24 protein-coding genes, 3 tRNA genes and 1 pseudogene are annotated in these 24,218 nt (G+C 61.2%); 16 read left to right on the forward strand and 12 right to left on the reverse strand.

Going from position 1 to position 24,218, the window contains the following annotated elements:
* The first annotated feature begins 121 nt into the window (after positions 1-121).
* Together HV753_RS08190 and HV753_RS08195 are read left to right on the forward strand one after the other, a co-directional pair.
* Complete coding sequence (locus HV753_RS08190) at positions 122-1,708, forward strand: TerC family protein (protein WP_175173963.1); 1,587 nt, start codon at positions 122-124, stop codon at positions 1,706-1,708.
* 19 nt (positions 1,709-1,727) lie between these two features.
* A complete protein-coding gene (locus HV753_RS08195; RefSeq protein WP_175173964.1) occupies positions 1,728-2,591 on the forward strand; it encodes an undecaprenyl-diphosphate phosphatase in 864 nt (287 codons plus the stop codon).
* 448 nt (positions 2,592-3,039) lie between these two features.
* On the opposite strand, the gene HV753_RS08200 is transcribed toward HV753_RS08195, so the two are convergent.
* The 3 genes from HV753_RS08200 to HV753_RS08210 all read right to left on the reverse strand — a co-directional run bounded on the left by HV753_RS08200 (position 3,040) and on the right by HV753_RS08210 (position 5,127).
* Positions 3,040-3,807 (reverse strand): UDP-2,3-diacylglucosamine diphosphatase, encoded by a 768-nt coding sequence (locus HV753_RS08200; RefSeq protein ID WP_175173965.1) that lies wholly within the window; start codon positions 3,805-3,807, stop codon positions 3,040-3,042.
* Entirely contained in the window at positions 3,800-4,309 is a 510-nt protein-coding gene (locus HV753_RS08205; RefSeq protein ID WP_175174629.1) for a peptidylprolyl isomerase, read from the reverse strand. The genes HV753_RS08200 and HV753_RS08205 overlap by 8 nt, the downstream gene beginning before the upstream one ends.
* Positions 4,310-4,443: 134 nt before the next feature.
* On the reverse strand, positions 4,444-5,127 hold the full coding sequence (locus HV753_RS08210) for a tetratricopeptide repeat protein (RefSeq protein ID WP_175173966.1): 684 nt from the start codon (positions 5,125-5,127) through the stop codon (positions 4,444-4,446).
* 282 nt (positions 5,128-5,409) lie between these two features.
* Here HV753_RS08210 and cysS point away from each other — a divergent pair, with 282 nt between their 5' ends.
* The 8 genes and pseudogenes from cysS (at position 5,410) to HV753_RS08250 (ending at position 12,153) form a co-directional block, all read left to right on the forward strand.
* A complete protein-coding gene (gene cysS, locus HV753_RS08215) occupies positions 5,410-6,864 on the forward strand; it encodes a cysteine--tRNA ligase (protein WP_175173967.1) in 1,455 nt (484 codons plus the stop codon).
* Between the two features lie 20 nt (positions 6,865-6,884).
* Complete coding sequence (locus HV753_RS08220) at positions 6,885-7,529, forward strand: DNA-3-methyladenine glycosylase family protein (protein ID WP_175173968.1); 645 nt, start codon at positions 6,885-6,887, stop codon at positions 7,527-7,529.
* A 36-nt stretch (positions 7,530-7,565) separates the two neighbouring features.
* The gene (locus HV753_RS08225) at positions 7,566-8,531 is read left to right on the forward strand and encodes an acetyl-CoA carboxylase carboxyltransferase subunit alpha (RefSeq protein ID WP_006225512.1); all 966 of its coding nucleotides are present in this window, start codon (positions 7,566-7,568) and stop codon (positions 8,529-8,531) included.
* A gap of 163 nt (positions 8,532-8,694) precedes the next feature.
* Positions 8,695-9,669: a tRNA lysidine(34) synthetase TilS gene (tilS, locus tag HV753_RS08230; protein ID WP_175174630.1), complete on the forward strand. Its 975-nt coding sequence runs from the start codon at positions 8,695-8,697 to the stop codon at positions 9,667-9,669.
* A gap of 147 nt (positions 9,670-9,816) precedes the next feature.
* The gene (locus HV753_RS08235; protein WP_175173969.1) at positions 9,817-11,082 is read left to right on the forward strand and encodes an aspartate kinase; all 1,266 of its coding nucleotides are present in this window, start codon (positions 9,817-9,819) and stop codon (positions 11,080-11,082) included.
* An 88-nt stretch (positions 11,083-11,170) separates the two neighbouring features.
* Positions 11,171-11,263: transfer RNA gene (locus tag HV753_RS08240), tRNA-Ser, on the forward strand.
* Between the two features lie 241 nt (positions 11,264-11,504).
* Positions 11,505-11,666, forward strand: a pseudogene (locus tag HV753_RS31380) (Arm DNA-binding domain-containing protein); the annotation flags it as partial.
* Between the two features lie 178 nt (positions 11,667-11,844).
* Positions 11,845-12,153 carry a hypothetical protein gene (locus tag HV753_RS08250; protein WP_246288197.1) on the forward strand — a complete coding sequence of 103 codons (309 nt, stop codon included), beginning with the start codon at positions 11,845-11,847 and terminating at the stop codon, positions 12,151-12,153.
* A gap of 306 nt (positions 12,154-12,459) precedes the next feature.
* On the opposite strand, the gene HV753_RS08255 is transcribed toward HV753_RS08250, so the two are convergent.
* The gene (locus tag HV753_RS08255) at positions 12,460-14,004 is read right to left on the reverse strand and encodes a PIN-like domain-containing protein (protein ID WP_175173970.1); all 1,545 of its coding nucleotides are present in this window, start codon (positions 14,002-14,004) and stop codon (positions 12,460-12,462) included.
* A gap of 299 nt (positions 14,005-14,303) precedes the next feature.
* Between HV753_RS08255 and HV753_RS08260 the strand changes: the two genes are divergently transcribed.
* On the forward strand, positions 14,304-14,495 hold the full coding sequence (locus HV753_RS08260; protein ID WP_175173971.1) for a hypothetical protein: 192 nt from the start codon (positions 14,304-14,306) through the stop codon (positions 14,493-14,495).
* 116 nt (positions 14,496-14,611) lie between these two features.
* Here the strand turns inward: HV753_RS08260 and HV753_RS08265 are convergent, their stop codons facing one another.
* The gene (locus tag HV753_RS08265) at positions 14,612-15,019 is read right to left on the reverse strand and encodes a GNAT family N-acetyltransferase (protein ID WP_175173972.1); all 408 of its coding nucleotides are present in this window, start codon (positions 15,017-15,019) and stop codon (positions 14,612-14,614) included.
* A 25-nt stretch (positions 15,020-15,044) separates the two neighbouring features.
* Positions 15,045-16,094, reverse strand: coding sequence for a tRNA 2-selenouridine(34) synthase MnmH (gene mnmH, locus HV753_RS08270; protein WP_175173973.1), 1,050 nt, complete (start codon positions 16,092-16,094; stop codon positions 15,045-15,047).
* Positions 16,095-16,219: 125 nt separating this feature from the next.
* Between mnmH and HV753_RS08275 the strand changes: the two genes are divergently transcribed.
* Both HV753_RS08275 and HV753_RS08280 read left to right on the forward strand, forming a co-directional pair.
* A complete protein-coding gene (locus HV753_RS08275; RefSeq protein ID WP_175173974.1) occupies positions 16,220-16,738 on the forward strand; it encodes a DUF2199 domain-containing protein in 519 nt (172 codons plus the stop codon).
* A 9-nt stretch (positions 16,739-16,747) separates the two neighbouring features.
* Entirely contained in the window at positions 16,748-17,551 is an 804-nt protein-coding gene (locus HV753_RS08280; RefSeq protein ID WP_175173975.1) for an ankyrin repeat domain-containing protein, read from the forward strand.
* Positions 17,552-17,589: 38 nt separating this feature from the next.
* On the opposite strand, the gene acpA is transcribed toward HV753_RS08280, so the two are convergent.
* Positions 17,590-19,329: an acid phosphatase gene (gene acpA / locus HV753_RS08285; protein ID WP_175173976.1), complete on the reverse strand. Its 1,740-nt coding sequence runs from the start codon at positions 19,327-19,329 to the stop codon at positions 17,590-17,592.
* A 263-nt stretch (positions 19,330-19,592) separates the two neighbouring features.
* Between acpA and HV753_RS08290 the strand changes: the two genes are divergently transcribed.
* A tRNA-Arg gene (locus HV753_RS08290) sits at positions 19,593-19,669 on the forward strand.
* 136 nt (positions 19,670-19,805) lie between these two features.
* On the opposite strand, the gene HV753_RS08295 is transcribed toward HV753_RS08290, so the two are convergent.
* Positions 19,806-20,021 carry a DUF3079 domain-containing protein gene (locus tag HV753_RS08295; RefSeq protein WP_175174633.1) on the reverse strand — a complete coding sequence of 72 codons (216 nt, stop codon included), beginning with the start codon at positions 20,019-20,021 and terminating at the stop codon, positions 19,806-19,808.
* A gap of 188 nt (positions 20,022-20,209) precedes the next feature.
* Between HV753_RS08295 and HV753_RS08300 the strand changes: the two genes are divergently transcribed.
* Positions 20,210-20,286, forward strand: a tRNA-Arg gene (locus tag HV753_RS08300).
* A gap of 198 nt (positions 20,287-20,484) precedes the next feature.
* Here the strand turns inward: HV753_RS08300 and HV753_RS08305 are convergent.
* On the reverse strand, positions 20,485-21,081 hold the full coding sequence (locus HV753_RS08305; protein WP_175173977.1) for a short chain dehydrogenase: 597 nt from the start codon (positions 21,079-21,081) through the stop codon (positions 20,485-20,487).
* A 143-nt stretch (positions 21,082-21,224) separates the two neighbouring features.
* On the opposite strand from HV753_RS08305, the gene HV753_RS08310 reads away from it, so the two are divergent.
* The gene (locus HV753_RS08310) at positions 21,225-22,109 is read left to right on the forward strand and encodes a LysR family transcriptional regulator (protein WP_175173978.1); all 885 of its coding nucleotides are present in this window, start codon (positions 21,225-21,227) and stop codon (positions 22,107-22,109) included.
* An 8-nt stretch (positions 22,110-22,117) separates the two neighbouring features.
* Here the strand turns inward: HV753_RS08310 and HV753_RS08315 are convergent, their stop codons facing one another.
* The 3 genes from HV753_RS08315 to HV753_RS08325 all read right to left on the reverse strand — a co-directional run bounded on the left by HV753_RS08315 (position 22,118) and on the right by HV753_RS08325 (position 24,088).
* Positions 22,118-22,366, reverse strand: coding sequence for a hypothetical protein (locus HV753_RS08315; RefSeq protein ID WP_175173979.1), 249 nt, complete (start codon positions 22,364-22,366; stop codon positions 22,118-22,120).
* A gap of 96 nt (positions 22,367-22,462) precedes the next feature.
* Positions 22,463-23,080, reverse strand: coding sequence for a helix-turn-helix domain-containing protein (locus tag HV753_RS08320; protein ID WP_246288198.1), 618 nt, complete (start codon positions 23,078-23,080; stop codon positions 22,463-22,465).
* 222 nt (positions 23,081-23,302) lie between these two features.
* On the reverse strand, positions 23,303-24,088 hold the full coding sequence (locus HV753_RS08325; RefSeq protein WP_175173980.1) for an SIR2 family NAD-dependent protein deacylase: 786 nt from the start codon (positions 24,086-24,088) through the stop codon (positions 23,303-23,305).
* Between the last annotated feature and the right edge of the window lie 130 nt (positions 24,089-24,218).

The raw sequence follows: 24,218 nt of genomic DNA on the forward strand, positions 1-24,218 counted from the left end.
TCCGTCACTCGTCCCAAAGGCTGAAAACCATTGGCCGTCAGGCATACGGACGGGCCGTGTCACCGGCGTGTCACGGCTTTTCCATGTACGATTACCGGTCGTGTAACTTCTGGAGCTCCTGATGGAGTGGCTGCTAGACCCCGCTGCGTGGGTCGGCTTGCTTACCCTGGTCGTCCTTGAGATCGTCCTGGGCATTGATAACCTGATTTTCATCGCCATCCTGGCGGACAAATTACCCCCTGCGCAACGCGATCGTGCGCGCATCATGGGGTTGAGCTTGGCGCTGATCATGCGGCTGGGCCTCCTGTCCGTCATGTCGTGGCTGGTCACCTTGACCACTCCCCTGTTTTCCGTGGGTCCAGTGTCCCCTTCGGGTCGCGACCTGATCCTGATGGTGGGTGGCCTCTTCCTGCTGTTCAAGGGCACGATGGAACTGCACGAGCGCCTGGAAGGCGGCCAGCATGCTGGCTCCTCCGGGCCGCGCGTGTACGCCAGCTTCTGGGTCATCGTGACGCAGATCGTGGTGCTGGATGCCGTGTTCTCGCTGGACTCCGTGATCACCGCCGTGGGCATGGTGGACCACCTGGCCATCATGATGATCGCCGTCATCATCGCCATCGGCATCATGCTGCTGGCCTCCAAGCCCCTGACGCGCTTTGTCAACGCGCACCCGACCGTGGTCGTGCTGTGCCTGGGCTTCTTGCTGATGATCGGCTTCTCGCTGTTGGCCGAGGCCTTTGGCTTCAAAGTGCCCAAGGGCTACCTGTACGCCGCCATCGGCTTCTCGGTGGCCATCGAAGCGCTCAACCAGGTGGCTCGCCGCAACTTGCTGAAGCTGGACGCCCGCCGTCCGATGCGTGAACGCACGGCGTCGGCCGTGCTGCGCATGCTGGGCAAGCGCCCGCCCGCCAGCGACGAGCCCGACCTGCCCAACGCCAACGGCCCGGCCATGCCGGCATTTGGCGTCGAGGAACGCAACATGGTGAGCGGGGTGCTGACCCTGGCCGAACGCTCCATCCGGTCGATCATGACGCCGCGCACGGACGTGTCCTGGATCAATATCGACGACGATCCGGAAATCATCCGTCACCAGCTGACCGAGGCGCCGCACAGTTTCTTCCCCGTGTGCCGGGGTTCGCTGGATGAGGTGCTGGGGATCGCGCGCGCCAAGGACCTGGTGGCCGACCTGATCACGGAAGGCCGGGTGCGCCGCAACCGCCTGCGTGACCCGATCATCGTGCACGAGGCCATTGGCATCCTGCGCCTGATGGATACGCTGAAGCGTTCGCGTGGCCAGCTTGTGCTGGTGGCCGACGAATTCGGCGCCATCGAGGGCCTTGTCACGCCCATCGACGTCTTCGAGGCAATCGCGGGTGAATTCCCCGATGAAGACGAATTGCCGGACATCGTGGCCGATGGCGATAACACCTGGAAGATCGACGGGGCGGCTGACTTGCACCATGTTGAACAGGTGCTGGAAACCGAAGGCCTGGTCGACGAAGCCCAGGATTTTTCAACGCTGGCGGGCTATCTGTTGTCGCGTTTCGGCCATTTGCCCAAGCCGGGCGATGTCTGCGAATACGAAATCCACCATCAGCATTTCCGCTTTGAAGTCCTTGAAATGGATGGCCGTCGCATTGCGCTGGTGCGCGTTGAAAAGCGGCCCCATGAAATGCTCTCCGATGAAGCATCCCTAGCAAACGATTAACCGGAACCGCTAACGCATCGTGACTGAAAACGCGCTCTATCTGATCAAGGCCTTCATCCTTGGCATCCTGGAAGGCCTGACGGAATTCATTCCGGTCTCCAGTACAGGCCACCTTATCCTGGTCGGCGATTGGATCAATTTCCAATCCGGCGATGGCAAGGTGTTCGAGGTCGTGATCCAGCTGGGATCCATCCTGGCTGTGATGTGGGTGTTCCGCGCACGGCTGATGCAGCTGATCCGCGGCGCGCTGACGGGCGTGCCCAGTGAAGTGGCCTTCGCCCGCAACCTGATCATTGCCTTCTTGCCCGCCGCCGTCATCGGCGCAATCTTCATCAAGGCAATCAAATCGGTGTTCTACCACCCGGGGGTGGTGGTGGTGACGTTGGTGCTGGGCGGCTTGATCATGTTGTACGTCGAACGCAAGACGCACCACACCCCGGGCGATGTGCCGGGAGCGGCGGACGACACGGCCTCCGACGAAAAGGCATCGGCGCACACGCTGGAGCAGATCACCTGGAAGCAGGCGCTTGGCGTGGGCGTGGCGCAGTGTTTCGCCATGATTCCCGGTACGTCGCGTTCGGGCGCTACCATCATCGGCGGCATGATTGCGGGTATTCAACGCAAGACGGCCACCGAGTTCTCGTTCTTCCTGGCCATGCCCACGATGCTGGGCGCGGCGGTCTTCGACATGTACAAGAATTTCGGCGTGCTGACCCAGCATGACCTGTCCGGCATCGCCGTGGGCTTCATCGCGGCCTTCCTGAGCGCGATGGTGGTGGTGCGCGCCGTGCTGCGTTTCGTGGCCAACCACACGTATCGCGTGTTTGCCTGGTACCGGATCGTGTTCGGCGCCGTGGTCGCCGCGTGGGTCTTCACGCGCTAGGTGCGTGTCCGGCACGGCAAAGAAAAGGGCCTCGCGTTGTGCGAGGCCCTTTTTACATGCTGCCTGATGGGTTGCGCGTGCGGGATACCGTGTTCTTGCCTACGCAATCTTGCGCTACACCCATCCTACGGTATCTTGCGCGACACCTAACCTACGGCATCTTGCGTGACACCCATCCTACGTTATCGTGCGCGGCACCTATCCTACGGTATCGTGCGCGGCACCTAACCTACGTTATCTTGCGCGACACCCATCCTATGGTGTGTCCGTAGGATGGGTGTAGCGCGGCAAGTCCTGGAGAAAAAGCCAGAACGCTCGCCGCGCGCAACCCATCATCAACATGAGCACGATGGATTCCGTGCGGCAAGTCTCTGACGTCTTCGGTAGACCTGTCGCTTGGCGGCAAGCACCCGACCTCTTCGGTAGATCCTGCCACACTTCACCCATCCTACATTTCCAGGTCGTAGAACTCCAGGCCGTCGCGGTCGATGACGAGCCAGCCGCCGCGGGCAGGCGATACGTGGTCGCAGTCCCAATCGGGCAGCACCCAGCGTTCGCGCTTCTTGCCGTCCACTTCCAGCACGTGGCGGGCAGGACGGTGCGTGTGGCCATGCACCAGCACGCGCACGCCGGTCTCGCGGAAGATGGCGTCGATGGCGGCGCCGTTGACGTCCATGATCTCCATGGATTTCGTCTGGTTGGCCGCCTGGCTTTCGCCACGGGCCTGTTGCGCCATCGCCAGGCGTTCAGGAATGGTCTTGGCCAGGAACTCGGCCTGCCATTTGGGATCACGCACCATCTTGCGGAACTGCTGGTACGCGGCGTCGTCCGTACAGAACTCGTCGCCGTGCGTCAGCAATACCTGGCCGAAATCCGTTTCCAGAAGCGCAGGCTCGGGCAGCAGCTTGGCACCTACCGTGGTGGCCAGTTCTTCCCCGATCAGGAAGTCGCGGTTGCCGCGGCCCAGCCATACCGGGATGCGCCCGGCGGTTTCCCGCAGCGCCGACAACACCGTGGCAAGCCACGGTGGGGCAGCGCGGATCACGTCGTCACCGATCCAGGCGTCGAAGATGTCGCCCGGCAGGAGCAGGGCGGCAGCGTCTTCTTGCGCGGCTTGCAAAAAGGCCAGGAAGGCCTCCGAGGTAGCCGGCGTGGCCGGCCCCAAGTGCAGGTCGGACGCCAGCCAGATCGGGCCGGACAGGGCAATCTTATTCAAGAATCTCGGCCTTCTCGATGACTACGTCTTCGTTCGGCACGTTCTGGTGGAAGCCCTTGTTGCCGGTCTTCACGCCCTTGATCTTCTCGACCACGTCCGTGCCTTCGGTGATGGTGCCGAACACTGCGTAGCCCCAGCCATTCGGCGTGGGCGACGTGAAGTTCAGGAAGTCGTTGTTCGACACGTTGATGAAGAACTGGGCAGTCGCCGAGTGCGGGTCGCTGGTGCGGGCCATCGCCAGGGTGTACTTGTCGTTCTTCAGGCCGTTGTTGGCTTCGTTTTCGATGGTGGCATGGGTCTGCTTTTGCTTCATGCCGGGCTCGAAACCGCCGCCTTGGATCATGAAGCCATCGATCACGCGATGGAACACCGTGCCGTTGTAGAAGCCTTCCTTGACGTAGGTCAGGAAGTTCTCAACGGTCTTGGGAGCCTTGGCGGCGTCCAGGGTGATGACCATGTCGCCGAGGTTCGTGTGGAGCTTGACGCGGGGATTGGTGCTCATGGCTTTTGTGCCTTCAGTGGTGGAGGTGGAAGAAGTGGCCGCCGGGGCGGCGCTGACTAGGGCTGGGGCAAATGCGGCCAGCGCGAACGAGCACGCCGTCAGGCGCAGCAGGTGGAAGGGGGAGTAACGGGACATCATTTGCCTTGTTTATCCTTCAGCATGGTTTCGACTTCACGGGCCTTGTCCTGCATGCCCGGCACGCCATCGCTGGCGGCCTTCTTGTAGGTCTGCAAGGCTTGCAGAAGTTGCAGGTCGCCCAAATTGGCGCGGGCGGCGGCGTAGCCTGGGTCGGCGCGCAATGCCATTTGTAGGGCATCCTGCGCTTTTTCAAGTTCACCGCGGCTGGCATATAGAGCCGCCAGGTTGTTCCAAGGTTCCGGTAGCTCCGGGAAGCGCGTGGTCATGTCCGTGTAGATGTCGATGGCCTCGTTGGTGCGGTGCAGCGCCGCCAACGCGCGTGCATGCTGGAACATCAGTTGCACGTCGGTGCCGCGCTGGTCCTTGGTCTCTTCTTCGCGTTTCTCGATCAGCGCCAGGGCTTCATCGGCGTCGCCGCGGTTCAGCAGCATTTCGATGCGCGCGGTCACCTGCGAAGCCGAAGGAGCCAGGCGGGTGTCGACAGCGGGCTTGGCGGCTTCCAGTAGTTTGGCCAGGCCTTCCCAGCCGCCTTCAGGCGGAATCGGGTCCAGCGTGGTGCGGCTGGCGTTGGGGCTGGATCCCCCGCCGCCGGCCATCGACTGGGCAAGGGCGGTTCCAAGCGGAGCACCGGCAAAAGCCAGGGCGAGCAGGGCGACACAAAAACGCGGCTTGATAGTCACGTGGGTATCCGTTAAAAGTCGTGGCCGGCCCGCACTTACGCGCGCGACCGGGCCGCTTGCTATACTTGACGACCGCCATTTTAGCCCCGGTTGAGTTTTTGGCTCGACATTGGCCTTGAGACCGGGGACAGCCGCTCTTGAAACTGGGAGCAAGCCCAGTATTTGAGACTGTGAGCAAGGCCCTGTAATGATGGTGTTGGCGGCAGGCTTGCGAAGGTATCGTCCTTCGCCAGCAACTTTCCGAATCCGCCACGGAAGCAATTAGACGAATCCTAAAGCGCCATGCTGCAAATCTACAACACGTTATCGCGTACCAAAGAACCGTTCAAACCGGCCCAGGCTGGTCAGGTGCGCATGTACGTGTGTGGCATGACCGTGTACGACTTCTGCCATTTGGGTCACGCCCGCATGCTGGTCTCGTTCGACGTCGTGCAGCGTTGGCTGCGCGCCAGCGGGCTGGCGGTGGATTACGTGCGCAACATCACGGATATCGACGACAAGATCATCCGTCGCGCCGTTGAAACCGGCCGCCGTATTGGCGAAGTCACCGAGTTCTACATTGCCGCCATGCACGCCGACGAGCAGGCGCTGGGTGTCGAAAGCCCCGACCGCGAGCCGCGGGCAACCCAGTACGTGGGCGAAATGCTGGACATCATCGGCAAGCTGGAGCAAAAAGGCTTGGCATACCAAGCTGACGACGGCGACGTGAATTACGCCGTTCGGGGCTTCCCGGGCTACGGCAAGTTGTCGGGCAAGACCCTGGACGACCTGCGCGCCGGTGAGCGCGTGGCCGTGGGTTCGGCCAAGCGCGACCCGCTGGATTTCGTGCTGTGGAAATCGGCCAAGGCCGAGGAACCCGCCGACACCAAGTGGGAGTCCCCTTACGGCCTGGGCCGCCCGGGCTGGCACATCGAGTGCTCGGCCATGAGCAAGTCGTTGCTGGGTCTGCCGCTGGATATCCATGGCGGCGGTCCAGACCTGAAATTCCCGCACCACGAAAACGAAATCGCCCAGACTGAAGGCGCCTTTGGCGGCGCGCTTGCCAATATCTGGATGCATTGCGGCCCGCTGATGGTTGATTCGGACAAGATGTCCAAGTCGCTGGGCAATTTCCGCACCATCCGCCAGACGATTGCCCAGGGTGACCCGACCGCCGACGAAGCGACTTATCGCGTCAACCTGCGTGAAGCCGAAATGGTGCGCTTCTTCATCGTGCGCAACCACTATCGCAGCCCGCAGAACTACACGCCGGACAATCTGGTCGACGCGCAGAACGCGCTGGACCGTCTGTACCAGGCGCTGCAGAACGTGGCGGCCGACGACCAGGGCATCGACTGGAACGAGCCGCAGGCCCAGGCCTTCAAGGCGGCCATGGACGATGACTTCAACAGCTCGGGCGCCGTGGCGGCCCTGTTTGAACTCGCGTCCGAGGCCAATCGTGGCAAAAGCGCACGCAGCGCTGGGCAAATGAAGGCGCTGGCGTCGCTGTTGGGCTTGCTCCAACAGGATCCGGCGGCATATTTCCAGTCGCCCACCCGTTATTCCGCGGCAGCCATCGAGCAAGGCCAGCGCGCCATGCTGGAAGCCGACGCGATCCAGTCCCTGATCGACGCCCGCGCGGCTGCCAAGGCGGCCCGCAACTTCGCCGAGGCAGACCGCATCCGTGCGGAATTGCGCGATGCCGGCATCGAGCTTGACGACAAGCCGGGTGGCTTGACGCAATGGCGCCGGGCGTGAGCCCAGTGGATACGCCTGATATGTCCACCGCCGATCTCGACATCCCCAAGCCCGAGTATTGGGAGGCCGCTGTTGCCCACCTGATGCGGCGCGACCGCATCCTGAAGAAGGTCATTCCTCAGCATCCCGAGGTTTGGCTGACCTCGCGCGGCACGCCGTTTGTGACGCTGGCGCGGGCAATCATCGGCCAACAGATCTCCACCAAGGCGGCCGACGCCGTTTGGACCAAGTTCATCGATGCCGTGGGCAAGCGCCCCACGCCGATCGCCGTCCTGCGCGTGGGCGTGGAGGGCTTGCGACAGGCCGGCCTGTCCCAGCGCAAGGCGGAATACGTACAGGATCTGGCCGTGCATTTCGGCGAACGCCGAGTCCACCCCGAAAAGTGGGCGGCCATGGACGATGAGGCGGTTATTTCTGAATTGGTCGCCATCCGGGGCATCGGGCGCTGGACGGCGGAGATGTTTTTGATTTTCAATCTACAGCGGCCTGACGTTCTGCCGCTGGATGATCCCGGGTTGCTCAAGGCAATCTCGCTACACTATTTCAGTGGCGAGCCTGTCTCGCGCTTCGAGGCTCGCGAAGTCTCGCTGGCGTGGCAGCCCTGGCGTACCGTGGCAACCTGGTACTTATGGCGCAGTCTGGAACCGACACCGGTTCAATACTGATGCATCCCAGGCAGCCCATCTACGGAACCACACTACATGCGCAATACATTTCTGGAATTTGAACAGCCGCTGGCCGAACTTGAGAACAAGATCGAGCAGCTGCGCTACGTGCAGGCCGATTCCGCGGTAGACATCTCCGATGAAATCGGTCGTCTACAGCAGAAGAGCCAGACCTTGGCCAAGGAAATCTACGCCAAGCTCACGCCCTGGCAGACGGCTCTTGTCGCCCGCCACCCCCAGCGTCCCTACACGCTGGACTACGTGCGCGAAATGTTCACCGACTTCCATGAACTGCACGGCGACCGCATGTACGCCGATGACCAGTCCATCATCGGTGGCCTGGCGCGGTTCAATGGCACCCCCTGCATGGTGATCGGTCACCAGAAAGGCCGCGACACCAAGGAACGCGCCGCGCGCAATTTCGGCATGCCGCGTCCTGAAGGCTATCGCAAGGCCCTGCGCCTGATGCGCCTGGCTGAGAAATTCGGCATCCCCGTGTTCACCTTCGTGGACACCCCGGGTGCCTATCCCGGCATCGGCGCCGAAGAGCGCGGCCAGTCCGAAGCCATCGGCCATAACCTGTACGCCATGGCCGAACTCAAGGTTCCCGTGATCTGCACGATCATCGGTGAAGGCGGTTCGGGCGGGGCGCTGGCCATTGCCGTGGGCAATGCCGTGTTGATGCTGCAATACGCCACCTATGCCGTGATTTCGCCGGAAGGCTGCGCCTCGATCCTGTGGCGCAGCGCCGACAAGGCGCCCGACGCCGCCGAGGCGCTGGCCATCATCGCGCCGCGCCTGAAGGACCTGGGCCTGGTGGACCGCGTGGTGAACGAACCCGTGGGTGGCGCGCACCGCGACCCCCGCGTCATGGCGCGCTTGCTGCGCCGCGCGCTGGGCGATGCCCTGCGCCAGCTTCAGGGCATGACGCCCGAGCAACTCGTGGAACAGCGCGTGCAACGCCTGCTGTCCTACGGCGCCTACCAGGAAGTGCGCGCCTGACGCGGCCAGGGGAGTCGGCAGTAGTGCCTGCTCCACGACCGCGCTTTCCGCGCCACCCCTCATGAACGCCCGGCCAACGCCCGACACTCCCTTAGCGGTCCCGTCGGGCGTTGTGCATTCCGGGCCGCCTGCGCTACCCCTGTCCCCTGATCTGGCCGTCGCATTGCGGCAGGCGCTGCTGGCCCTGCCTGAGCGCCCCGCGCGCATCGCGGTGGCCGTCAGCGGCGGCGCGGACTCGGCCATGCTGGCCGTGCATGCGGCGGCGGTGGCCCGCGAACTGGGTATCGGCGTGTCGTTGTTCCATGTGCATCACGGCTTGCAAGCCGCAGCCGATGCCTGGGGCGGTCAGGTGCATGCGCTGGGCGGCTTGCTGGGCGTGCCCGTGGCCGAGGCCCGGGTCCAGGTCGAGCAAGCCGCGGGCAAAGGCATCGAGGCTGCTGCTCGTGACGCGCGCTACGCGGCGTTGGCCCAACTGGCCGATGCGCACGGCACGCGCCACGTGTTGCTGGCCCATCACCGCAACGATCAGGCCGAAACCGTGTTGCTGCGCCTGTTGCGCGGCACGGGGCTGGCCGGCATGGCGGCCATGTCTGCGGCCACGCAGCGTGACGGGATTCTGTACCTGCGCCCATGGCTCGCGCAGGACCGCGCGGCGATCTTGCAGGCTGCGGCTTCGGTGGAGGCCGCTTGCGGCTGGAAGCCGGTGCAAGACCCGACCAATGCCGACCCCCGCTACACGCGGGCCGCGGTGCGTGAACTGCTGGCACCCGTGCTGGATGGCCGTTGGCCGGGTTGGCGGGGCATCGTCGCCCGGCACGCAGGCCACATGGCCGAAGCGGCGCAGATTCTGGACGAAGTGGCGCGCGAGGATTTCGCCCGGTTGGAACCCAGCCCGGACGGCGTGAGTTTTTCATTGCTGGCGTGGCGCGCGTTGTCCGCGGCACGCCAGGCGCACGTGCTGCGCCACTGGCTTGCCCGAAACGGTGCCCGGATGCCGACCGACGCGCGCCTGCGCGACTTGCTGCGCCAACTGCGTGAACTACACAGCCTGGGGCATGACCGCCAGCTGCGGGTGGAGCAGGCGGGGCATGTCGTCCGTTGCCACCGGGGGCGCGTCTGGGTAGAGCCCAGAGGGTGAAAATGGCTGTCTTGGAAAGAATCCGCAGAAAAATAGCCGTGCAATGAACATAAATTTCCTCAAACTGAGCAAATTTTTACCGCCGCGCTAGAATATATGGTTTTGCCCGTCAACACTCTTGCGGCGGGTTTCCAGCCAGAGTACGAGATGTCCCTGATCGTTCACAAATATGGCGGTACTTCGATGGGCTCGGTCGAGCGCATCAGAAACGTGGCGCGTCGCGTCGCAAAGTGGCATGCTGCCGGCCACCAGGTTGTTGTTGTGCCGTCGGCAATGGCGGGCGAAACGAATCGCCTGCTTGGCCTGGCACGCGAAATTTCGCCCCAGCCCGACGGCCGCGAACTCGATATGATCGCCGCCACCGGCGAGCAAGCCAGCAGCGGTTTGTTGGCTATCGCCTTGCAGGCCGAAGGCGTGCCGGCGCGCAGCTATGCCGGTTGGCAAGTGCCCATATGCACCGATTCGTCCTTCACCAAGGCGCGCATCAAGTCCATTGACGACACGCGCATCCGCGCCGATCTCGATGCGGGCCGCGTGGTGATCGTGACGGGCTTCCAGGGCATTGACCCGGAAGGCCACATCACGACGCTGGGCCGTGGCGGTTCGGATACCTCGGCCGTGGCCGTGGCAGCGGCCGTCAAGGCCGACGAATGCCTGATCTACACCGATGTGGACGGCGTCTACACGACCGACCCGCGCGTGGTGCCCGAAGCGCGCCGCATGGCCGTCGTTTCCTTCGAGGAAATGCTGGAAATGGCGTCGCTGGGTTCCAAGGTGCTCCAGATCCGCTCGGTTGAATTCGCCGGCAAATATCGTGTACCGGTCCGGGTTCTGTCCTCGTTGACCGACCCGCTCATTCCGCTCGACGAAGAAATGGTCTCGGGCACGCTGATTACTTTTGAGGAAGACGAAAAAATGGAAGCCGCCGTTGTCTCCGGCATCGCCTTCAGCCGCGACGAAGCCAAAATCACCTTGCTGGCCGTGCCCGACAAACCGGGCATCGCTTTCTCCATCCTGGGCCCGGTCGCCGCCGCCAATATCGATGTCGATATGATCGTGCAGAACCAGTCCGTGGCTGGCACGACCGACTTCTCGTTCACCGTGAACCGCAACGAGTTCGCGCGCGCCGTGGACTTGCTCAAGCGCGAAGTCATCCCCGCCGTGGGTGCGCGTGAACTGTCCACCGACGAAAAGGTTGCCAAGGTCTCGATCGTGGGCATCGGCATGCGTTCGCACGTGGGCGTGGCCAGCTTGATGTTCCAGACGCTTTCGCAAGAAGGCATCAACATCCAGATGATCAGCACCAGCGAAATCAAGACGTCCGTCATCATCGACGACAAGTACATGGAATTGGGCGTGCGCGCCTTGCACAAGGCCTTTGGCCTGGACCAAGCGCCCGCCGCGAAGGAATAAGGCAACGGCTCCGGCACGTTTTTTTTCATGATGGCCCCGTTTGCGGGCAACACTGAAAAAATTCGTGCTAGAATCTCGTTCTCTTTTCGGAGACGTGCCCGAGAGGCTGAAGGGGCTCCCCTGCTAAGGGAGTATGTGGCTAAAAACTGCATCGTGGGTTCGAATCCCACCGTCTCCGCCAAATACAGATACCGCGATAAACCGCGATGTCTCAAAACCCGCAGAAGCTAACGCTCTGCGGGTTTTTCATTGGTTCTCGTTGTCCCAGCTCGTACCTGGACAGGTCACCACATAGGCAGGTATTTTTGCAGGTACTTCGGGGTAACCCGTTCATACACCGGAAAAATACCTGCATATGACCGTCAAGGCGCTGGAGAAGCTCACAGAGATCAACGTTCGTTCGGCCAAGCCCGGGCCGAACGAACCACAAGCTTTCGGACGGCGGCGGCCTGTACCTGCTGGTCAAGGCGGATGGTGGCAAGTATTGGCGCTATGACTATCGGTTCATCGACCGCGCACGCACGATGGCGCTGGGCGTCTATCCCGAAGTCACGATGAAGGCGGCGCGCGACAAGCACAAGTAGATAGTGCCAGTACCGCTACGGCTGGATAATAGTTCGTACTGCCACATGCCATCGACAAACACGCAGCAGATCGTCCAGCTTGGCGGCTCCTGCCAGCAGTAAGCGTCCCGCTGCGTCCATTCCACTTCAGTCATGCGAATTCTAGGCATGCTTATACAGTGTTTCCGAGCGGAAAATCATGCTCTGCACTGTCGTTCGCACCCACCACCCAGGCGAGAAACGCCACGATCGAGACCCCGGCCCCACCATCACCGGGACGGTACGGATGTACTCGGTGCTGCGCGAGGGCTTGAAGCGGTACATCCGCGTCATGACGATGGATGATCTAGCCAAGTTCGGCGCCACTGCGAAAAGCCCCATCCCTGACCTGCTACAGCCCGAGCTGCTTACGTTCTCGTCGGATCGGGGGATGATGGTCTGTGGCTTCGAGGAGATCGACGGCAAGCGCTACTACCAAGGGTGGTGGATGCAGTGGCTTAAAGGCTGATCCTCACCGCGCGTACCAATCAGCGCCCCATGGAGGGCGCTTTTTTTTGGCCGATCCTCTGATGCACGGAACGCAACCTGATGGGGTTCTCATGGTGCTGTGTATACATACAGCAATGTGGGTGGGTAGACCCTTTGGCGCGCAGTCTTCCCCCCCTCCACGCCTGCGCGCTAAATCTAGGGGAAAAGACTCACCCACGAGGGGGCATCTGTCAGGCTTGATGCGCTTATCCCGCCTGGGGGGGCATTGCATGCGACTCAGATAGACGCAGCTGCGACGCAAAGCTAACTCGGAATCACATGAAGGCTATGGCAGCACCGGCCACACATTGAACTCTGGGCGATGGGTGCTGAAATTAACGCCTGCCAACTTTTGAACGTCTGGATGGGTGTGAACGATGTTAAGTGCTTCGATCTGCATTTCAGTGGCGCTCATTTTCACCATCCCCGAAGTGGTTCTGCTCGCTCGATTGCGTAGGTGAATCGTGGCTATCACTGGATTGCCTACCTTGCTTGCAAATTTGCCTAATTCTTCGAGCTGCTTTTCAAATCCACGGCCGGGTAAATGGGCGTGGAGAAACAACATTACGGTTGGTAGAACGTCGTCAGGTTGACCTTCTGGCCGGACAATGGCTTGCAATACGGCAGAGCTAAATGGGGCTGAGGTAACCTTAATCACGTCGTAATGCGTGCGCAGCCAATCGACAAATGCGGACGATGCGAGCTTCGTTCCATTTTTTCGAAACGCTATCAGGTGATCCTTAAGAGTCCGGCTCGCGAAATCTTGAGTGAGGTCTAGGGCCAGTTCCTCTTCGTGTGGTGCAACGTCGATGAATTGTTCCATTGTGGCGAGCTGGCCGGCCCTCGCCGCATGCTCCACATCCGCAATGGTGTTTTTATCAAGGGTATGTGCATTGACTTTCGCCACTTCTTGGAAAAACTTCGAGGATGTGAACATCCAAAGCGACCAATTTGGATCTGCCTCTTTAAGCTCCATTGCTAGTTCCGGCCGGGGTCCAAGCGAGTTCGATCCCGCCGTTAGCCACCAATCCTTCTTAGCGTCGTCGGTCACGAAAATAAGTTGCCGAGGGCCTTGCGCATTCAACGACACAACGTGAGCGAGGATCTGGCGCCAGAGGATCAAGTCCCCAAATTTGCTCTTGTATTGCAGCGTGCCGTGACGGTAAACCTCCGCCTTTTTAACGTCTCCAAACCCGGGCGGAATTTCCGCCTCGTATCGTGCGTCACCATCATCCCACAACTTATTTAGGGCTTCTTGTGACTCCGGAGCTGGACCTACGCGGTGTTCAAACAAATCGGCAAATGTTTCCGATATGGCGTCTTGATTGCCGTGCTTAGGAAGATCGGCGGCACAGGCGCTCAAGTGCTCGATGAGCGCTTTGCCGCTATCTTCGAACGCTTGCAGGAGGCCCGGTGTGGCATGCGCTATGCGCAAAATATCCTGCGCGTCGCAGAGCTGCCTGACCTTAGTCACCGCGCCCGCTACTTCGGTGGGAATCTTTTGGTAAGTGGCATTGGCTTTATCGACGAGGTTTATCCGATTTCGATGGAACTCCAGCGCAACTTGATGAGGGATCCAACGCTGATCTTCCAACGTCTCCATAAGACCGAACAACTTTTTCCGTGATGCTTCAGATAAGCTGTAAAAGTTCAATAGTGCGTTCGTGTCAAAGATAACCAATGCGCCCTTTAGCGCATCAGGAAACGGTATGCTGGGTCGGTAGTGTCCAGGAAAAAGCGAACGCATGGCGTGACTCGAAAATTTGTCTTCCCGCTTTATAGCCCATTCGTTACGTGGCGTCACATATTGTGTTTTTTTTTGCGAGAGCATGGACGGGTCTGGTGATGATTTCTGCTTGGTAATGCGGCCAAATTCGTTGCGGGTATTTTTTTTTTAGGACTGACTGTCGCTTTCTGGTGGCGGGTTTTAGGAGATCCCGCTAGTGTCACCGTCTCCGCCAGATAAGCTTCGGCGCTGGCTCAGTACCAGCGTTGAAGATAAAAAACCCGCAATCGCGAAAGTGATTGCGGTTTTTTTTCATGGGCGGCGTTTGCGTGGGTGAATGCACGCTCGATGTCTTCACGCCTCGACAGTAGAATGCGGTCAGAACAAGATCTGGGATCTGGATAATGACCATCCTCAAGCGTCTTTGGAAGGCGGCCGACGCGGGCGGGGAAGGCGCTTCTGATTCAACGAAGCGCGCCTACACCAATACGATTCGTCCACTAGCCATCCTGGTGGGCATCATGACCCTTCTTGCGGTCATCATGTGGGCCAGCGACGCGGGCATCTCGTTTTCCCGCTGGCCCTATCTTCCCTGACGGGCTTTCTGACAGAGGCACACCTTGATGGCTATATTTGGCGCGTTTGTTCTGCTCCACGGCATCATCCTCTTGCCCTTCATGCTGTAAGGCGCCTGGCGATGGCCGCGTGTTGTCTAGCGCTTGCGCCTGATGACGTACGCATTGCCGGCAAGTTCAAAGCCTAGCGTCGGGTAGTAGGACATGGCGTCGGGCGCGGAGAGCAGTATCAAGGACACCTCTTCGCCAATGATGGCCTGGGTGCGTTTGATCAGTTCTTTGCCTATGCCGGCGCCTTGATATTGCTTGTTGACGGCCAGATCCGATAGATAGCAGCAATACGCATAGTCGGTCAGTGATCGGCTCACTCCCACGAGCTCGCCATCAACCCATGCCGACAGTACGAGGCTGGGCGCGGCGAACATGCGCGCGATTCTTGGGAGATCGCTGGTCGGACGCTTGATTCCCGATTGATCGAAGACGCGAACGACGTCCAGCGGATCCAGCGGAAAGTTATGGCGATATTCAACGGTGATGTTCTTCATGGATTCAAGGGCGTGAAGCAATCGTTTATGGGCGTGCGGAATTGAGTAGCGCTCGGGCCTGATCCACAACGTCCGGGTCGTTCGGCCGGAATGGCATTTGCAGGGCTTGCGGCAATTGCGTGAAGTGCGTGTGGCAACTGCGGGTGTAGGCAGGGTCGTAGTGGCGGTCGATCAATTCGCGTGCCAGATCAATGCGACGGCCTTCGTCCACCATCCGCAGCCAGCTGTTGATGACGTCGCGGCTATGCAAGCCCAGCAGGCGTTGCAGTTGCGCCTTCAGCCAATCAGGATTCTCGAACAGTTGTGCGTAGTCTTGTTGCAGGAAGGCTGCGCGGTCTTCGCGCGTGGAGATCACTTCGACGCAGTTGCCCTGGTGCATGGCTTGCAGCAACGCGGGCGGCAGCGCCACCGACCCGATCTTGCGGCTTTCCGCTTCAACGTAAACCGGTTGACTGGCATCGAATTCGCGCAGGCGTGCGGCCAATAGCGTATCGAACCGCTTTTGCGAAGGTTGCGCGATGCCCGGCAAGGCGCCCAGCAGTGACCCCCGATGCGAGGCCAGTCGTTCCAGGTCCAGCGTCTGTGCGCCCGCCTGGTCCAGAGCGGTGAGCAAGCGCGTCTTGCCGCTGCCGGTGGGGCCGACAAGCACCACGCATTGCAACGCCGCCGGCAGCGCATCCAAGGCTTCCAGCGTGGCGCCACGATAGCGTTTGTAGCCGCCATCCAGCTGGCGCGCACGCCAACCGATCATGTTGAACATCACCGTCATCGAACCGGAACGTTTGCCGCCGCGCCAGCAATACACCAGCGGACGCCAACCCTGTGGCCGGTCGGCAAAGGTGGTTTCCAGGTGGCGCGCGATGTTGCGCGCGACGATCGCGGCGCCGGTGCGGGATGCCTCGAAGGGCGAGACCTGGCGGTACAAGGTGCCGACCTGCACGCGCTCTTCATTGCTGAGCACCGGGGCGTTGATGGCCCCGGGAATGTGGTCGTCGGCGTATTCAAGCGGCGAGCGCACATCGATGATCTCGTCGAATTCAGCCAGCTTGTCTAGGCTGGCGAGCAGGTGTTTCACGTTAAGCGCCGTTGCGTTGATCGAAAAGGACGGGAAAGAGCTCACTAGAATAATGGCTTTCCCGCCGCGCGGGTTTGATCCGCTGGGTTGCTATCATCCCCGCATTCGTCTTGCCTGCCAGGAATATGGAATTCTCATTCAAATGCGCCACATGTGATCAGGTTCACCACGGCCTGCCGAGCTTTGGCGCCGATGCGCCTGAAAGTTACTACCGCATCGCGCCGCAAGAGCGGGAACAGCGCTGTGATCTGGGCAGCGATGACTGCGTGATCGACGAGCAGCATTTCTTCGTGCGCGCTTGCATCGAGCTTCCCATCCAGGATTATCCCGAGCCCTTCGTGTGGGGGGTATGGGTGTCGGTCAGCCTGGCCAGTTACGAGACGTGGGTACGCACGTCCGATGCGCCGGAACGGGCGCAAACGCCTGCCATGTTCGGCTGGTTGAATACGCGATTGGATCCTTACCCGGACACGCTGAGCTTGAAGACGCATGTGCATCTGCGCGACGGCGGCCTCAGGCCTTCGATTGAATTGGAACCCACCGATCATCCCCTGGCCGTCGAGCAGCGCAGGGGCATTACGACAGAACGGGTTGCGGAGATCTATGCGATGCTCGTGCATGGCGCGGGCAAGACGCAAACCTAGGAGCCACCGATGAAGCTCACCAAGATATTCGACGCTGCCAGTAGTGGCGATGTGAAAGGGGTAGGCGCTTGCCTGGCGGCGGGCGCGGACCCGGCAGCGGTTGATTCGTATGGATTCACCGCGCTTCAGCGGGCCGCGATGGGGGCCAATGACACGGACATCCCAGGGAATCTGGCGGTGCTCAGATTGCTGATTGATGCCGGCAGTCCGCTTGAATTCCAGAGTGAAGGGCGCACGGCTCTGTATCTGGCCGCCGAGTTCGCGCCCAGTACTGATGCGGTGCAATTGCTGATCGACGCGGGCGCCAACGCGGATATTCGTGATGCCCACGGCAATCACATCACCGTGAATGCGATGATGCCCGAGGTACAAGCGTTATTGTCCGCGCTGACAGGCGTGGCGCTGGAAGTGCCGGAACCGGAGCCCGACCCCGTCAAGCTCAGCGCCGCGCAATGGCGCGAGGCGCAAGTCCGGCTGGATGTGCTGTTTGCGTCGTTGACGGAGGCGGGCCTGGTGGCGTTGCAGGATGCGGGGACGACGCAGTCGGACGGGTTTTCTGATTGTGCGGAGATCTTTCACGAGCGCGGCGGCGCAACGGCCGGCCTGCACGGCTTCTGCTTTTACACGCGGCAGGACCGCAACCGGGCAAAGAAAGAAGGTCGACTGGACCTGGCTTTCTGGGGCGCACCCGAAGGCGCGGATGCGGACATGCTGCGGGTCGGCGAATTGATTGTGCGCACCGCCGAAGCGACTGGCCTGCCAGTCGCCTGGAACGGTAGCAGCGCCAGGCGGCCGACGCTGGTGCTTTACTGAATGACCCAGGTGGGCGCCGCCCGCCTGGGTCTTCGCGCCTAAGCGCTGAACGTCAGCGCATTGCTCAGGTCGCCCATGGCGAGCTGGCCACGCGCCGTCATCGCGTCATCGCGTGCCTTCAGGCCTTCCAGCATCGGCAAGTCGAACACGCGCGTCGCCAGGCGCAGAATCGAACCCGTGTCGTACACCGTGTGGTCCACCGTGCCCTTCTTTGCAAAGGGCGAGATCACCAGCGCGGGGATGCGCGTGCCCGGCCCCCAGCGATCACCCTGCGGAGGCGCCACGTGGTCCCACCAGCCGCCGTTCTCGTCCACGGTGATCACAATCACCATGTTCTCCCATTGTGCGCTCTTGCGCAGGCTGTCGACGATGTGGGCGATATGGCGGTCGCCTGAATCCACGTCCGCATATCCCGCGTGCATGTTCAGATTGCCTTGCGGCTTGTAGAACGTCAGCGCAGGCAGTTTGCCGGCTTCGGCATCAGCCAGGAATTTATTGGTGGACGACAGATCACCCAGGCCGCCGTCGCGCAAGTGCGCCGTGCGCGCGGCAGTACCGGGCGCGGTGCTCTTGAAGTAGTTGAAGGGCTGATGATGCGCCTGGAAGTTGGGCGACGACGGAAAGCCGTTGTTGGCGGTGGAGTCCACGGCGGCCTGCCAGCCGCCGGCATACCAGGCCCAGTCCAGGCCCTTGGCGGTCATCAGGTCGCCGATATTGCTGTGCGTTTGCGGCACCATCGTTTGCGGATTGGTGGCGTCGGCCAGCGTCGGATCGGTCGCGTCGCGGCTGAACGAAGGCCAATAGGGCGGAGCCATGGTGTTGACGCCGTAGCCGTCAGGCGACAAGGCGCTGGCGCCGAATTGCGGAATACCCGTCAGTGCGCTGGCGGGCGACGTGGACTTGGGTTGCAGGCGCGGATCGGTCGGGTCGGCGCTTTGCAGTTGCGCGATTTGGGTCTTCGCGACCGAGTTCGCCACATCGGGATAGAAGGGCGGGCGTCCAGAGGCCAGATACTGGTGGTTCAGGAATGAGCCGCCAAACGCGCCTTGGAAGAAGTTGTCGCACAGAACGAATTCTTGGGCGAGCTTCCACAAGCGCAGGTTGTAGGCGGAGTCGCTGTAGTAGCCCATGACGAGCGCGCCGGAGTCGGCCCAGGCGACGAAGCGGTCATTCTTGCCGCCGTTGATCTGCATCTGGTTCTGATAGAACACGTGCCAGAGGTCGCGCGTGACGACGCCCTGTGGCAGCGGTTCGCCTTGCGGTCCCAACAGCGAAAACGGCGCGTTGGGCAGGTTGTTCATGTAGGGCGCGGCCTGGTCGACCTGATACGTGATGTGGTTGGCCTGCTGCGAGGTGGGCACCATGCCGTTCCACACGGGCGGCAGCACGGACAGCGGCGTGCCGTCGCGGTCGTTCTGCGCGTAGTCCGCGGCAGTCAATGCGGACAGGGGCTTTTCCACGCCAGGAAAATTGGCGAACAAGTTGTTGAAGCTGCGGTTCTCGGCAAAGATCACCACCACCGTCTTCACGTTGTCGCGCAATTGCTTGGTCAGATCGGGCGCGGGGACGGGCGTGGTTGGCGTAGTGGGCGGCGCGGGCGTGGCGGGGCTGTCATCGTCGTCGTCGCTGGAGCAGCCGGACAGGGCGCCCATCGCCGCGGCACTGGCGCCCAGCGCGGCGATGCCGGTCAGAAATCCACGGCGCGTGGGACGCATCGGGGGCTCCGCGTCCGAAGGCGCGGCGGACGGTGCGTCGGTGTTCTTTTCTTTGTCAGACATGAGGAAGGACTCTTGAGCTAGCAGGTGGCGTGGCGCACTGTCATTGCGCTACGGGATCGCCGGATGACAGCCGGCATCGTTCACGGCCGCTAGGCTAAAGAGTCAAGGTTCTATCGATGTGACCATCCGCTGTCATCAAGCTGTATGCGTGTGCGGCATGCCGCAGTGATGCCAAGCGGCGCAGGCGCTTTGATGTGAAATTCCCCCGCCTCGACTTGCGCGTTTTCTGAAACAACGCTATTATTCAAGGCTTGCTTTTTGATGCGCCCGTAGCTCAGCTGGATAGAGTACCTGGCTACGAACCAGGGGGTCGTAGGTTCGAATCCTGCCGGGCGCACCAAAAACCAGTGCCGATCATTCGTGATCAAGCACTGAAAGACAAAGAAAATGGAAAGGCCTTTGATCTCGCATCGAAGGCCTTTTTGTTTTGTTGGCGCGCAATGCGCTATCGATGAATGGCCTGTCGCGGCCTCACCTTACGTGGTCGATGCCTGCGAACCACGCTGCGCATCCTCTGCGTCTTCAAATCCCCAATCGCCCACGCTTGCCCAATCATCGCCCAGCAGTTCGATGGGATGCATGGTGCGGTCGGAGCCATTGCCGCAGCTCATGGCATCTGTCGGGCAATAGCGATCACAGCCCCAGCAGATGCGTTCGGGGTGTTTGGGATGCATTGGAAATTTCTTGGCCATGGTCTGCCTGTGCTTGATGTCGGTCGGGATGGGGCCCGGGTTGCTGCACATTCAGCGTAATGCGCGAGTGCCACGCCAGCGTTGATGTGGCGCAAGGCATGCGGACCATTCCCATCGAAAACAGCATGTTTTTATCTGGCGATTTGCATGATCGTATTTTTTCATGTTATAAACACGCCTCTTTCGGGGCGCCCGTAGCTCAGCTGGATAGAGTACCTGGCTACGAACCAGGGGGTCGTAGGTTCGAATCCTGCCGGGCGCACCAACTTATTTTGAACAGGCGGTATCACTGATGCCGCGGTTCAGCCGAAAGGCAAAAGCAATAGATAAAGCGGCTTGATGGTCTTCCATCAAGCCGCTTTTTTTTATTGCTGTGACTGCGGCAGAGACTGCGGGGGATCACCGGACAGATGCGTTCGGATCCAGCCCCCTGGGATCACCATATGCGGATCACCTACGCTGATCACCATACGCGGATCGTACGGCCCGTCTGTGCGCCTTCGACACTGCGGCGGTAGGCCAGGGCCACGCGGCTGGCCGGCGCGGCTTCAAAGCCCGGGAAGTAGGGGCCGTAGCTGGGCATCGACTCTTGCAGTACCGTCGGGCTGACCGAGTTGATGCGGATGTCTTGCAGTTCCACCGCCGCGCCGCGCACAAAGCCATCGATGGCGGAATTCACCGCGGATGCGTTGGCGCCGAAGCGGATGGGTTCGTCGCTGACGATGCCGCTGGTCAGCGTGATGGAGCCGCCCGCATTGACGTAGTGCTGGCCGATCAGCGCCAGATCGACCTGGCCCAGCAATTTGTCATGCAGCCCGATCTTGAACTGTTCCGCCGTCATCTCGGACAAGGGGCCAAAGTGCAGGTTGCCCGTGGTGGAGACTATGGCATCGACCTTGCCCACACGCTCGAACAGGCTGCGGATGCTGTCGCTGCGCGTGATGTCGACCTGGTATTGCCCGTGGGTCTTGCCGACCGCAATGATCTCGTGGTGTTGGCCAAGCACTTCCGCGACGGCCCGGCCGATGGTGCCGGTGGCGCCGATAAGGATGATTTTCATAGAGTCTCTCCCGGGGCTTGCCCGAATCCTGCTGAGTTTGGGTCACTGGCCCAGTGCCAGTGCATGCATCCATTCTCGCCGTTCGATTTCCATGGAAAAATGCGGTAATGGTGGAAACACTTCACACTCAGGGTGCGTAATTCATGGACCGCTTGCTCAGCATGGAAGTGTTCGTGGCGGTCGTGGATCTGGGTAGCCTGACCGCTGCGGCGGCACGGCACGAGATGTCGCCGGCGATGGCGGCCAAGCACATCAAGGGCCTGGAGGCCCGCCTGGGGGTGCGGTTGATGACCCGCACCACGCGCCGGCAGAGCCTGACCGAAGCGGGGCAGGCGTATTTCGCGCGTTGCAAGACGATCCTGGCCGAGATCCGCGAGGCGGAACAGGGTGCGGAGGCATTGCGCCTGACTCCCCGAGGGCATCTGCGCATTACATCGACCGTTACCTTCGGGTCGTTTGCGCTGACGCCGGCCATCGCCGATTACCTTTCCATCTATCCCGATGTGAGCACGGAGCTGATGTTGAGCGATGCCGTGGAAGACATCGTGGCCGCACGTTTTGACTTGGCGGTACGCATCGGTGAACCTGCGGACTCGGGTTTGGTTGCCCGCACGATCGGGCGCTATCAGATGATCATCTGCGCCGCCCCCGCCTATCTGGAACGCTACGGCACCCCCATGACGCCCGATGATCTGATGCGCCACCAGTGCCTGGATTTTTCCTATTGGCGGCGGCGTACGGGTTGGCAGTTGAACAGCGAGGACGGCAACCAGGTGGGGTATCCCAGTGGCCGCTTTGTGTCCAACAATGGCCAGGCGCTGAGGCAGGCGTCGTTGGCGGGCTTTGGCGTGGTGCTGCAACCCGAACTGTTGTTGGGCGAGGATGTGCGCGCGGGCCGGCTGGTGCCCATCTTGCAGCCGTATTGGCCTGCCGCGCGACCGATCACGCTGCTGTATCCGAAGGACCGGCAGGCGTTGCCCAAGCTCACGACTTTCGTGGACTTCCTGGTTGAGCGGTTCACGCGGTAGGGGGGCGGTCAGCGCCGTCGTCGATCAACCGCCGTCAATGAGATGCCGTTCTTGAGCATCTGGTAGGCCTGCCCGCCAAGCCAGGTGACCTTCTCGCCTGAACTGGTCCGGCAGATGCAATGCATCTTCGGGTCGAAGCGCGATGTGCCCAACGCGGAATAAGCGTCGAGATCGGCCACGAAGCGTTCAATGCGATACAGGGTGCCATCGGGGGACGTGACAAGCACATCCGTCAATCGTCTTGCGGTGCCGAGCATACTGCATACCTCCTGCGCGGGCCGTCATTCCTGCGGCGCCAAAGTCACGTGGACGTTTCAAGATGCCAGACGAAATCGGGGAAACCCCGCGCGGCATTAAAGAAAACGTCCTCCTAACAATGAATCATCGAGTTGGTCGGGTGACACGCCCAATGCTTCTGATACGCGGTCCAGGACTACCTGGCGTGGCCGTGGACGTGGCCGTTCCAATTCAATGTATATAGAGTGATCGACGCCAAGTCGGGCAGCCATATCCGCAGTGCTGATATTGAGGTGCTCACGCCAGGCGCGTATCAAACTCCAATTGTTGCCGGTTTTTAGATTGACGACAGCTAGTGGTAGCGGATTGCTTGCCGCAGTCAGTTTCTTGTGCGGGGCAGTCCGGTATGCATCCGGCACGTTCCGTTTGGTGGCACCGCTTTTGCGGAATTCGCCACGAGGCGTCGTGATGTCGGATTCGGCGATGTATATGGTATCGCCATTGGTCTGACGGTATCGATTACTGCCTATCCAGGAAAGCGTTTCGCCATTGTCGAGCATGCATTCGCAATCCAGATGGAAATTGCTGGGAATGTTCTCAAGTTTGGCGATGGTTTCCGTGGTTGTGGCGTGCCGCACCACACGATGCAAGACACCGTCTGATGAACGCACGAAAACATCGGGAAGTCTCCAGGAAAAAGGGATGATGCTCTCCACGACCGAAACCACTTCCATCAATGTAATCTGCTGGGGAAGCGGTGAGATTTGGGGTTTCCCCTCGACTGGTGCGGCAAGCTTGTTTCTACTCCACATTGCCCCTAAAGATCTTCACAAATGCTCACCAAACACGACGCCATCCTCCCGGCGTTGCCCGTCGCCAAGGGTTGATGGCTTGCGTGTTTTGCCGGGTGCCAGGGGTAGCCGATACGTTGATGGATCAGGGCTGAAAGGGGGGAATCAACGGGCGTCGGGCCCGAAGCTTGCTGCCAGCAGGCGTGGCATCACGTCGGCGGCCGCGCCGTGCAGATTGCAGTGGGCTTGATGGTCCAGCGGCGTCGCCATGGGGTTCACCTGAACCACGGTCGCGCCAGCGGCCAACGCGCGTTGCGGTAGTTCGGCGGCGGGGTAGACCAGCGCCGATGTGCCGATGCTGAACAGCAGGTCGCATTGTTCGGCTGCGCGCAAGGCGGCGCTCCAGGCGTCGGCGGGCAGGCTTTCCCCAAACCACACGACTCCGGGCCGTACCGGTGCGCCGCATTGGGTACAGGCGGGTGGCGGGATGCGGCGTCCTTCGTCGGGTTCGTCTGGCATGGCAACAGGAAAGGCATGTGGCGCGGCGCAGGCAGAACAGCGCGGCGCGTGCAAACTGCCATGCAGATGGGCCACCCGTGTGCTGCCGGCGCGCTCATGCAGGTCGTCCACGTTCTGCGTGACGACGATCAGTTCTGGCACGTGGCGGGCCAGTTCCGCGATGGCGCGGTGCGCGGCGTTCGGCTCGGCGCTCAGCGCTTGCGCGCGGCGCCATTCATACCAGCCCCAAACGATATCGGGGTGCGCGCGGAACGCTTCCGGTGTCGCCAACGCCTGCGCGTCGAAGCGCGACCACAAGCCTGTCAACGCATCCCGGAAAGTGGCAATGCCGCTTTCCGCAGAGACGCCTGCGCCAGTGAAGACGACGATGCGCTGCGCGCTGCGCAACGCATCCACCAGCGCGGGCGGAATATCGTGATGCGTGTTTTTCATTTCCAACCTTGAAGACAGTCCGCTACGCTGCGCGCTCAGGGGCAGGCCTGTCAAGCGCGGCTTGCAGCCGATCGCCGGGAAGGCGGCAGGGGCAAGCGTGCATAAGAATCCTGAATGGTGGATACTATTT

Origin of the sequence: Achromobacter pestifer, from assembly GCF_902859625.1 — a bacterium.
GTDB lineage: Bacteria > Pseudomonadota > Gammaproteobacteria > Burkholderiales > Burkholderiaceae_B > Achromobacter > Achromobacter pestifer.

Excerpts from the sequence above, each read along its gene's own strand:
- HV753_RS08190 (WP_175173963.1), top strand. The coding sequence starts at position 122 with ATGGAGTGGCTGCTAGACCCCGCTGCGTGGGTCGGCTTGCTTACCCTG.
- HV753_RS08205 (WP_175174629.1), bottom strand. The coding sequence starts at position 4,309 with ATGAGCACCAATCCCCGCGTCAAGCTCCACACGAACCTCGGCGACATG.
- cysS (WP_175173967.1), top strand. The coding sequence starts at position 5,410 with ATGCTGCAAATCTACAACACGTTATCGCGTACCAAAGAACCGTTCAAA.
- HV753_RS08220 (WP_175173968.1), top strand. The coding sequence starts at position 6,885 with ATGTCCACCGCCGATCTCGACATCCCCAAGCCCGAGTATTGGGAGGCC.
- HV753_RS08225 (WP_006225512.1), top strand. The coding sequence starts at position 7,566 with ATGCGCAATACATTTCTGGAATTTGAACAGCCGCTGGCCGAACTTGAG.
- HV753_RS08235 (WP_175173969.1), top strand. The coding sequence starts at position 9,817 with ATGTCCCTGATCGTTCACAAATATGGCGGTACTTCGATGGGCTCGGTC.
- HV753_RS08250 (WP_246288197.1), top strand. The coding sequence starts at position 11,845 with ATGCTCTGCACTGTCGTTCGCACCCACCACCCAGGCGAGAAACGCCAC.
- HV753_RS08255 (WP_175173970.1), bottom strand. The coding sequence starts at position 14,004 with ATGCTCTCGCAAAAAAAAACACAATATGTGACGCCACGTAACGAATGG.
- HV753_RS08260 (WP_175173971.1), top strand. The coding sequence starts at position 14,304 with ATGACCATCCTCAAGCGTCTTTGGAAGGCGGCCGACGCGGGCGGGGAA.
- HV753_RS08265 (WP_175173972.1), bottom strand. The coding sequence starts at position 15,019 with ATGAAGAACATCACCGTTGAATATCGCCATAACTTTCCGCTGGATCCG.
- HV753_RS08275 (WP_175173974.1), top strand. The coding sequence starts at position 16,220 with ATGGAATTCTCATTCAAATGCGCCACATGTGATCAGGTTCACCACGGC.
- HV753_RS08280 (WP_175173975.1), top strand. The coding sequence starts at position 16,748 with ATGAAGCTCACCAAGATATTCGACGCTGCCAGTAGTGGCGATGTGAAA.
- acpA (WP_175173976.1), bottom strand. The coding sequence starts at position 19,329 with ATGTCTGACAAAGAAAAGAACACCGACGCACCGTCCGCCGCGCCTTCG.
- HV753_RS08295 (WP_175174633.1), bottom strand. The coding sequence starts at position 20,021 with ATGGCCAAGAAATTTCCAATGCATCCCAAACACCCCGAACGCATCTGC.
- HV753_RS08305 (WP_175173977.1), bottom strand. The coding sequence starts at position 21,081 with ATGAAAATCATCCTTATCGGCGCCACCGGCACCATCGGCCGGGCCGTC.
- HV753_RS08310 (WP_175173978.1), top strand. The coding sequence starts at position 21,225 with ATGGACCGCTTGCTCAGCATGGAAGTGTTCGTGGCGGTCGTGGATCTG.
- HV753_RS08315 (WP_175173979.1), bottom strand. The coding sequence starts at position 22,366 with ATGCTCGGCACCGCAAGACGATTGACGGATGTGCTTGTCACGTCCCCC.
- HV753_RS08320 (WP_246288198.1), bottom strand. The coding sequence starts at position 23,080 with ATGGAAGTGGTTTCGGTCGTGGAGAGCATCATCCCTTTTTCCTGGAGA.
- HV753_RS08325 (WP_175173980.1), bottom strand. The coding sequence starts at position 24,088 with ATGAAAAACACGCATCACGATATTCCGCCCGCGCTGGTGGATGCGTTG.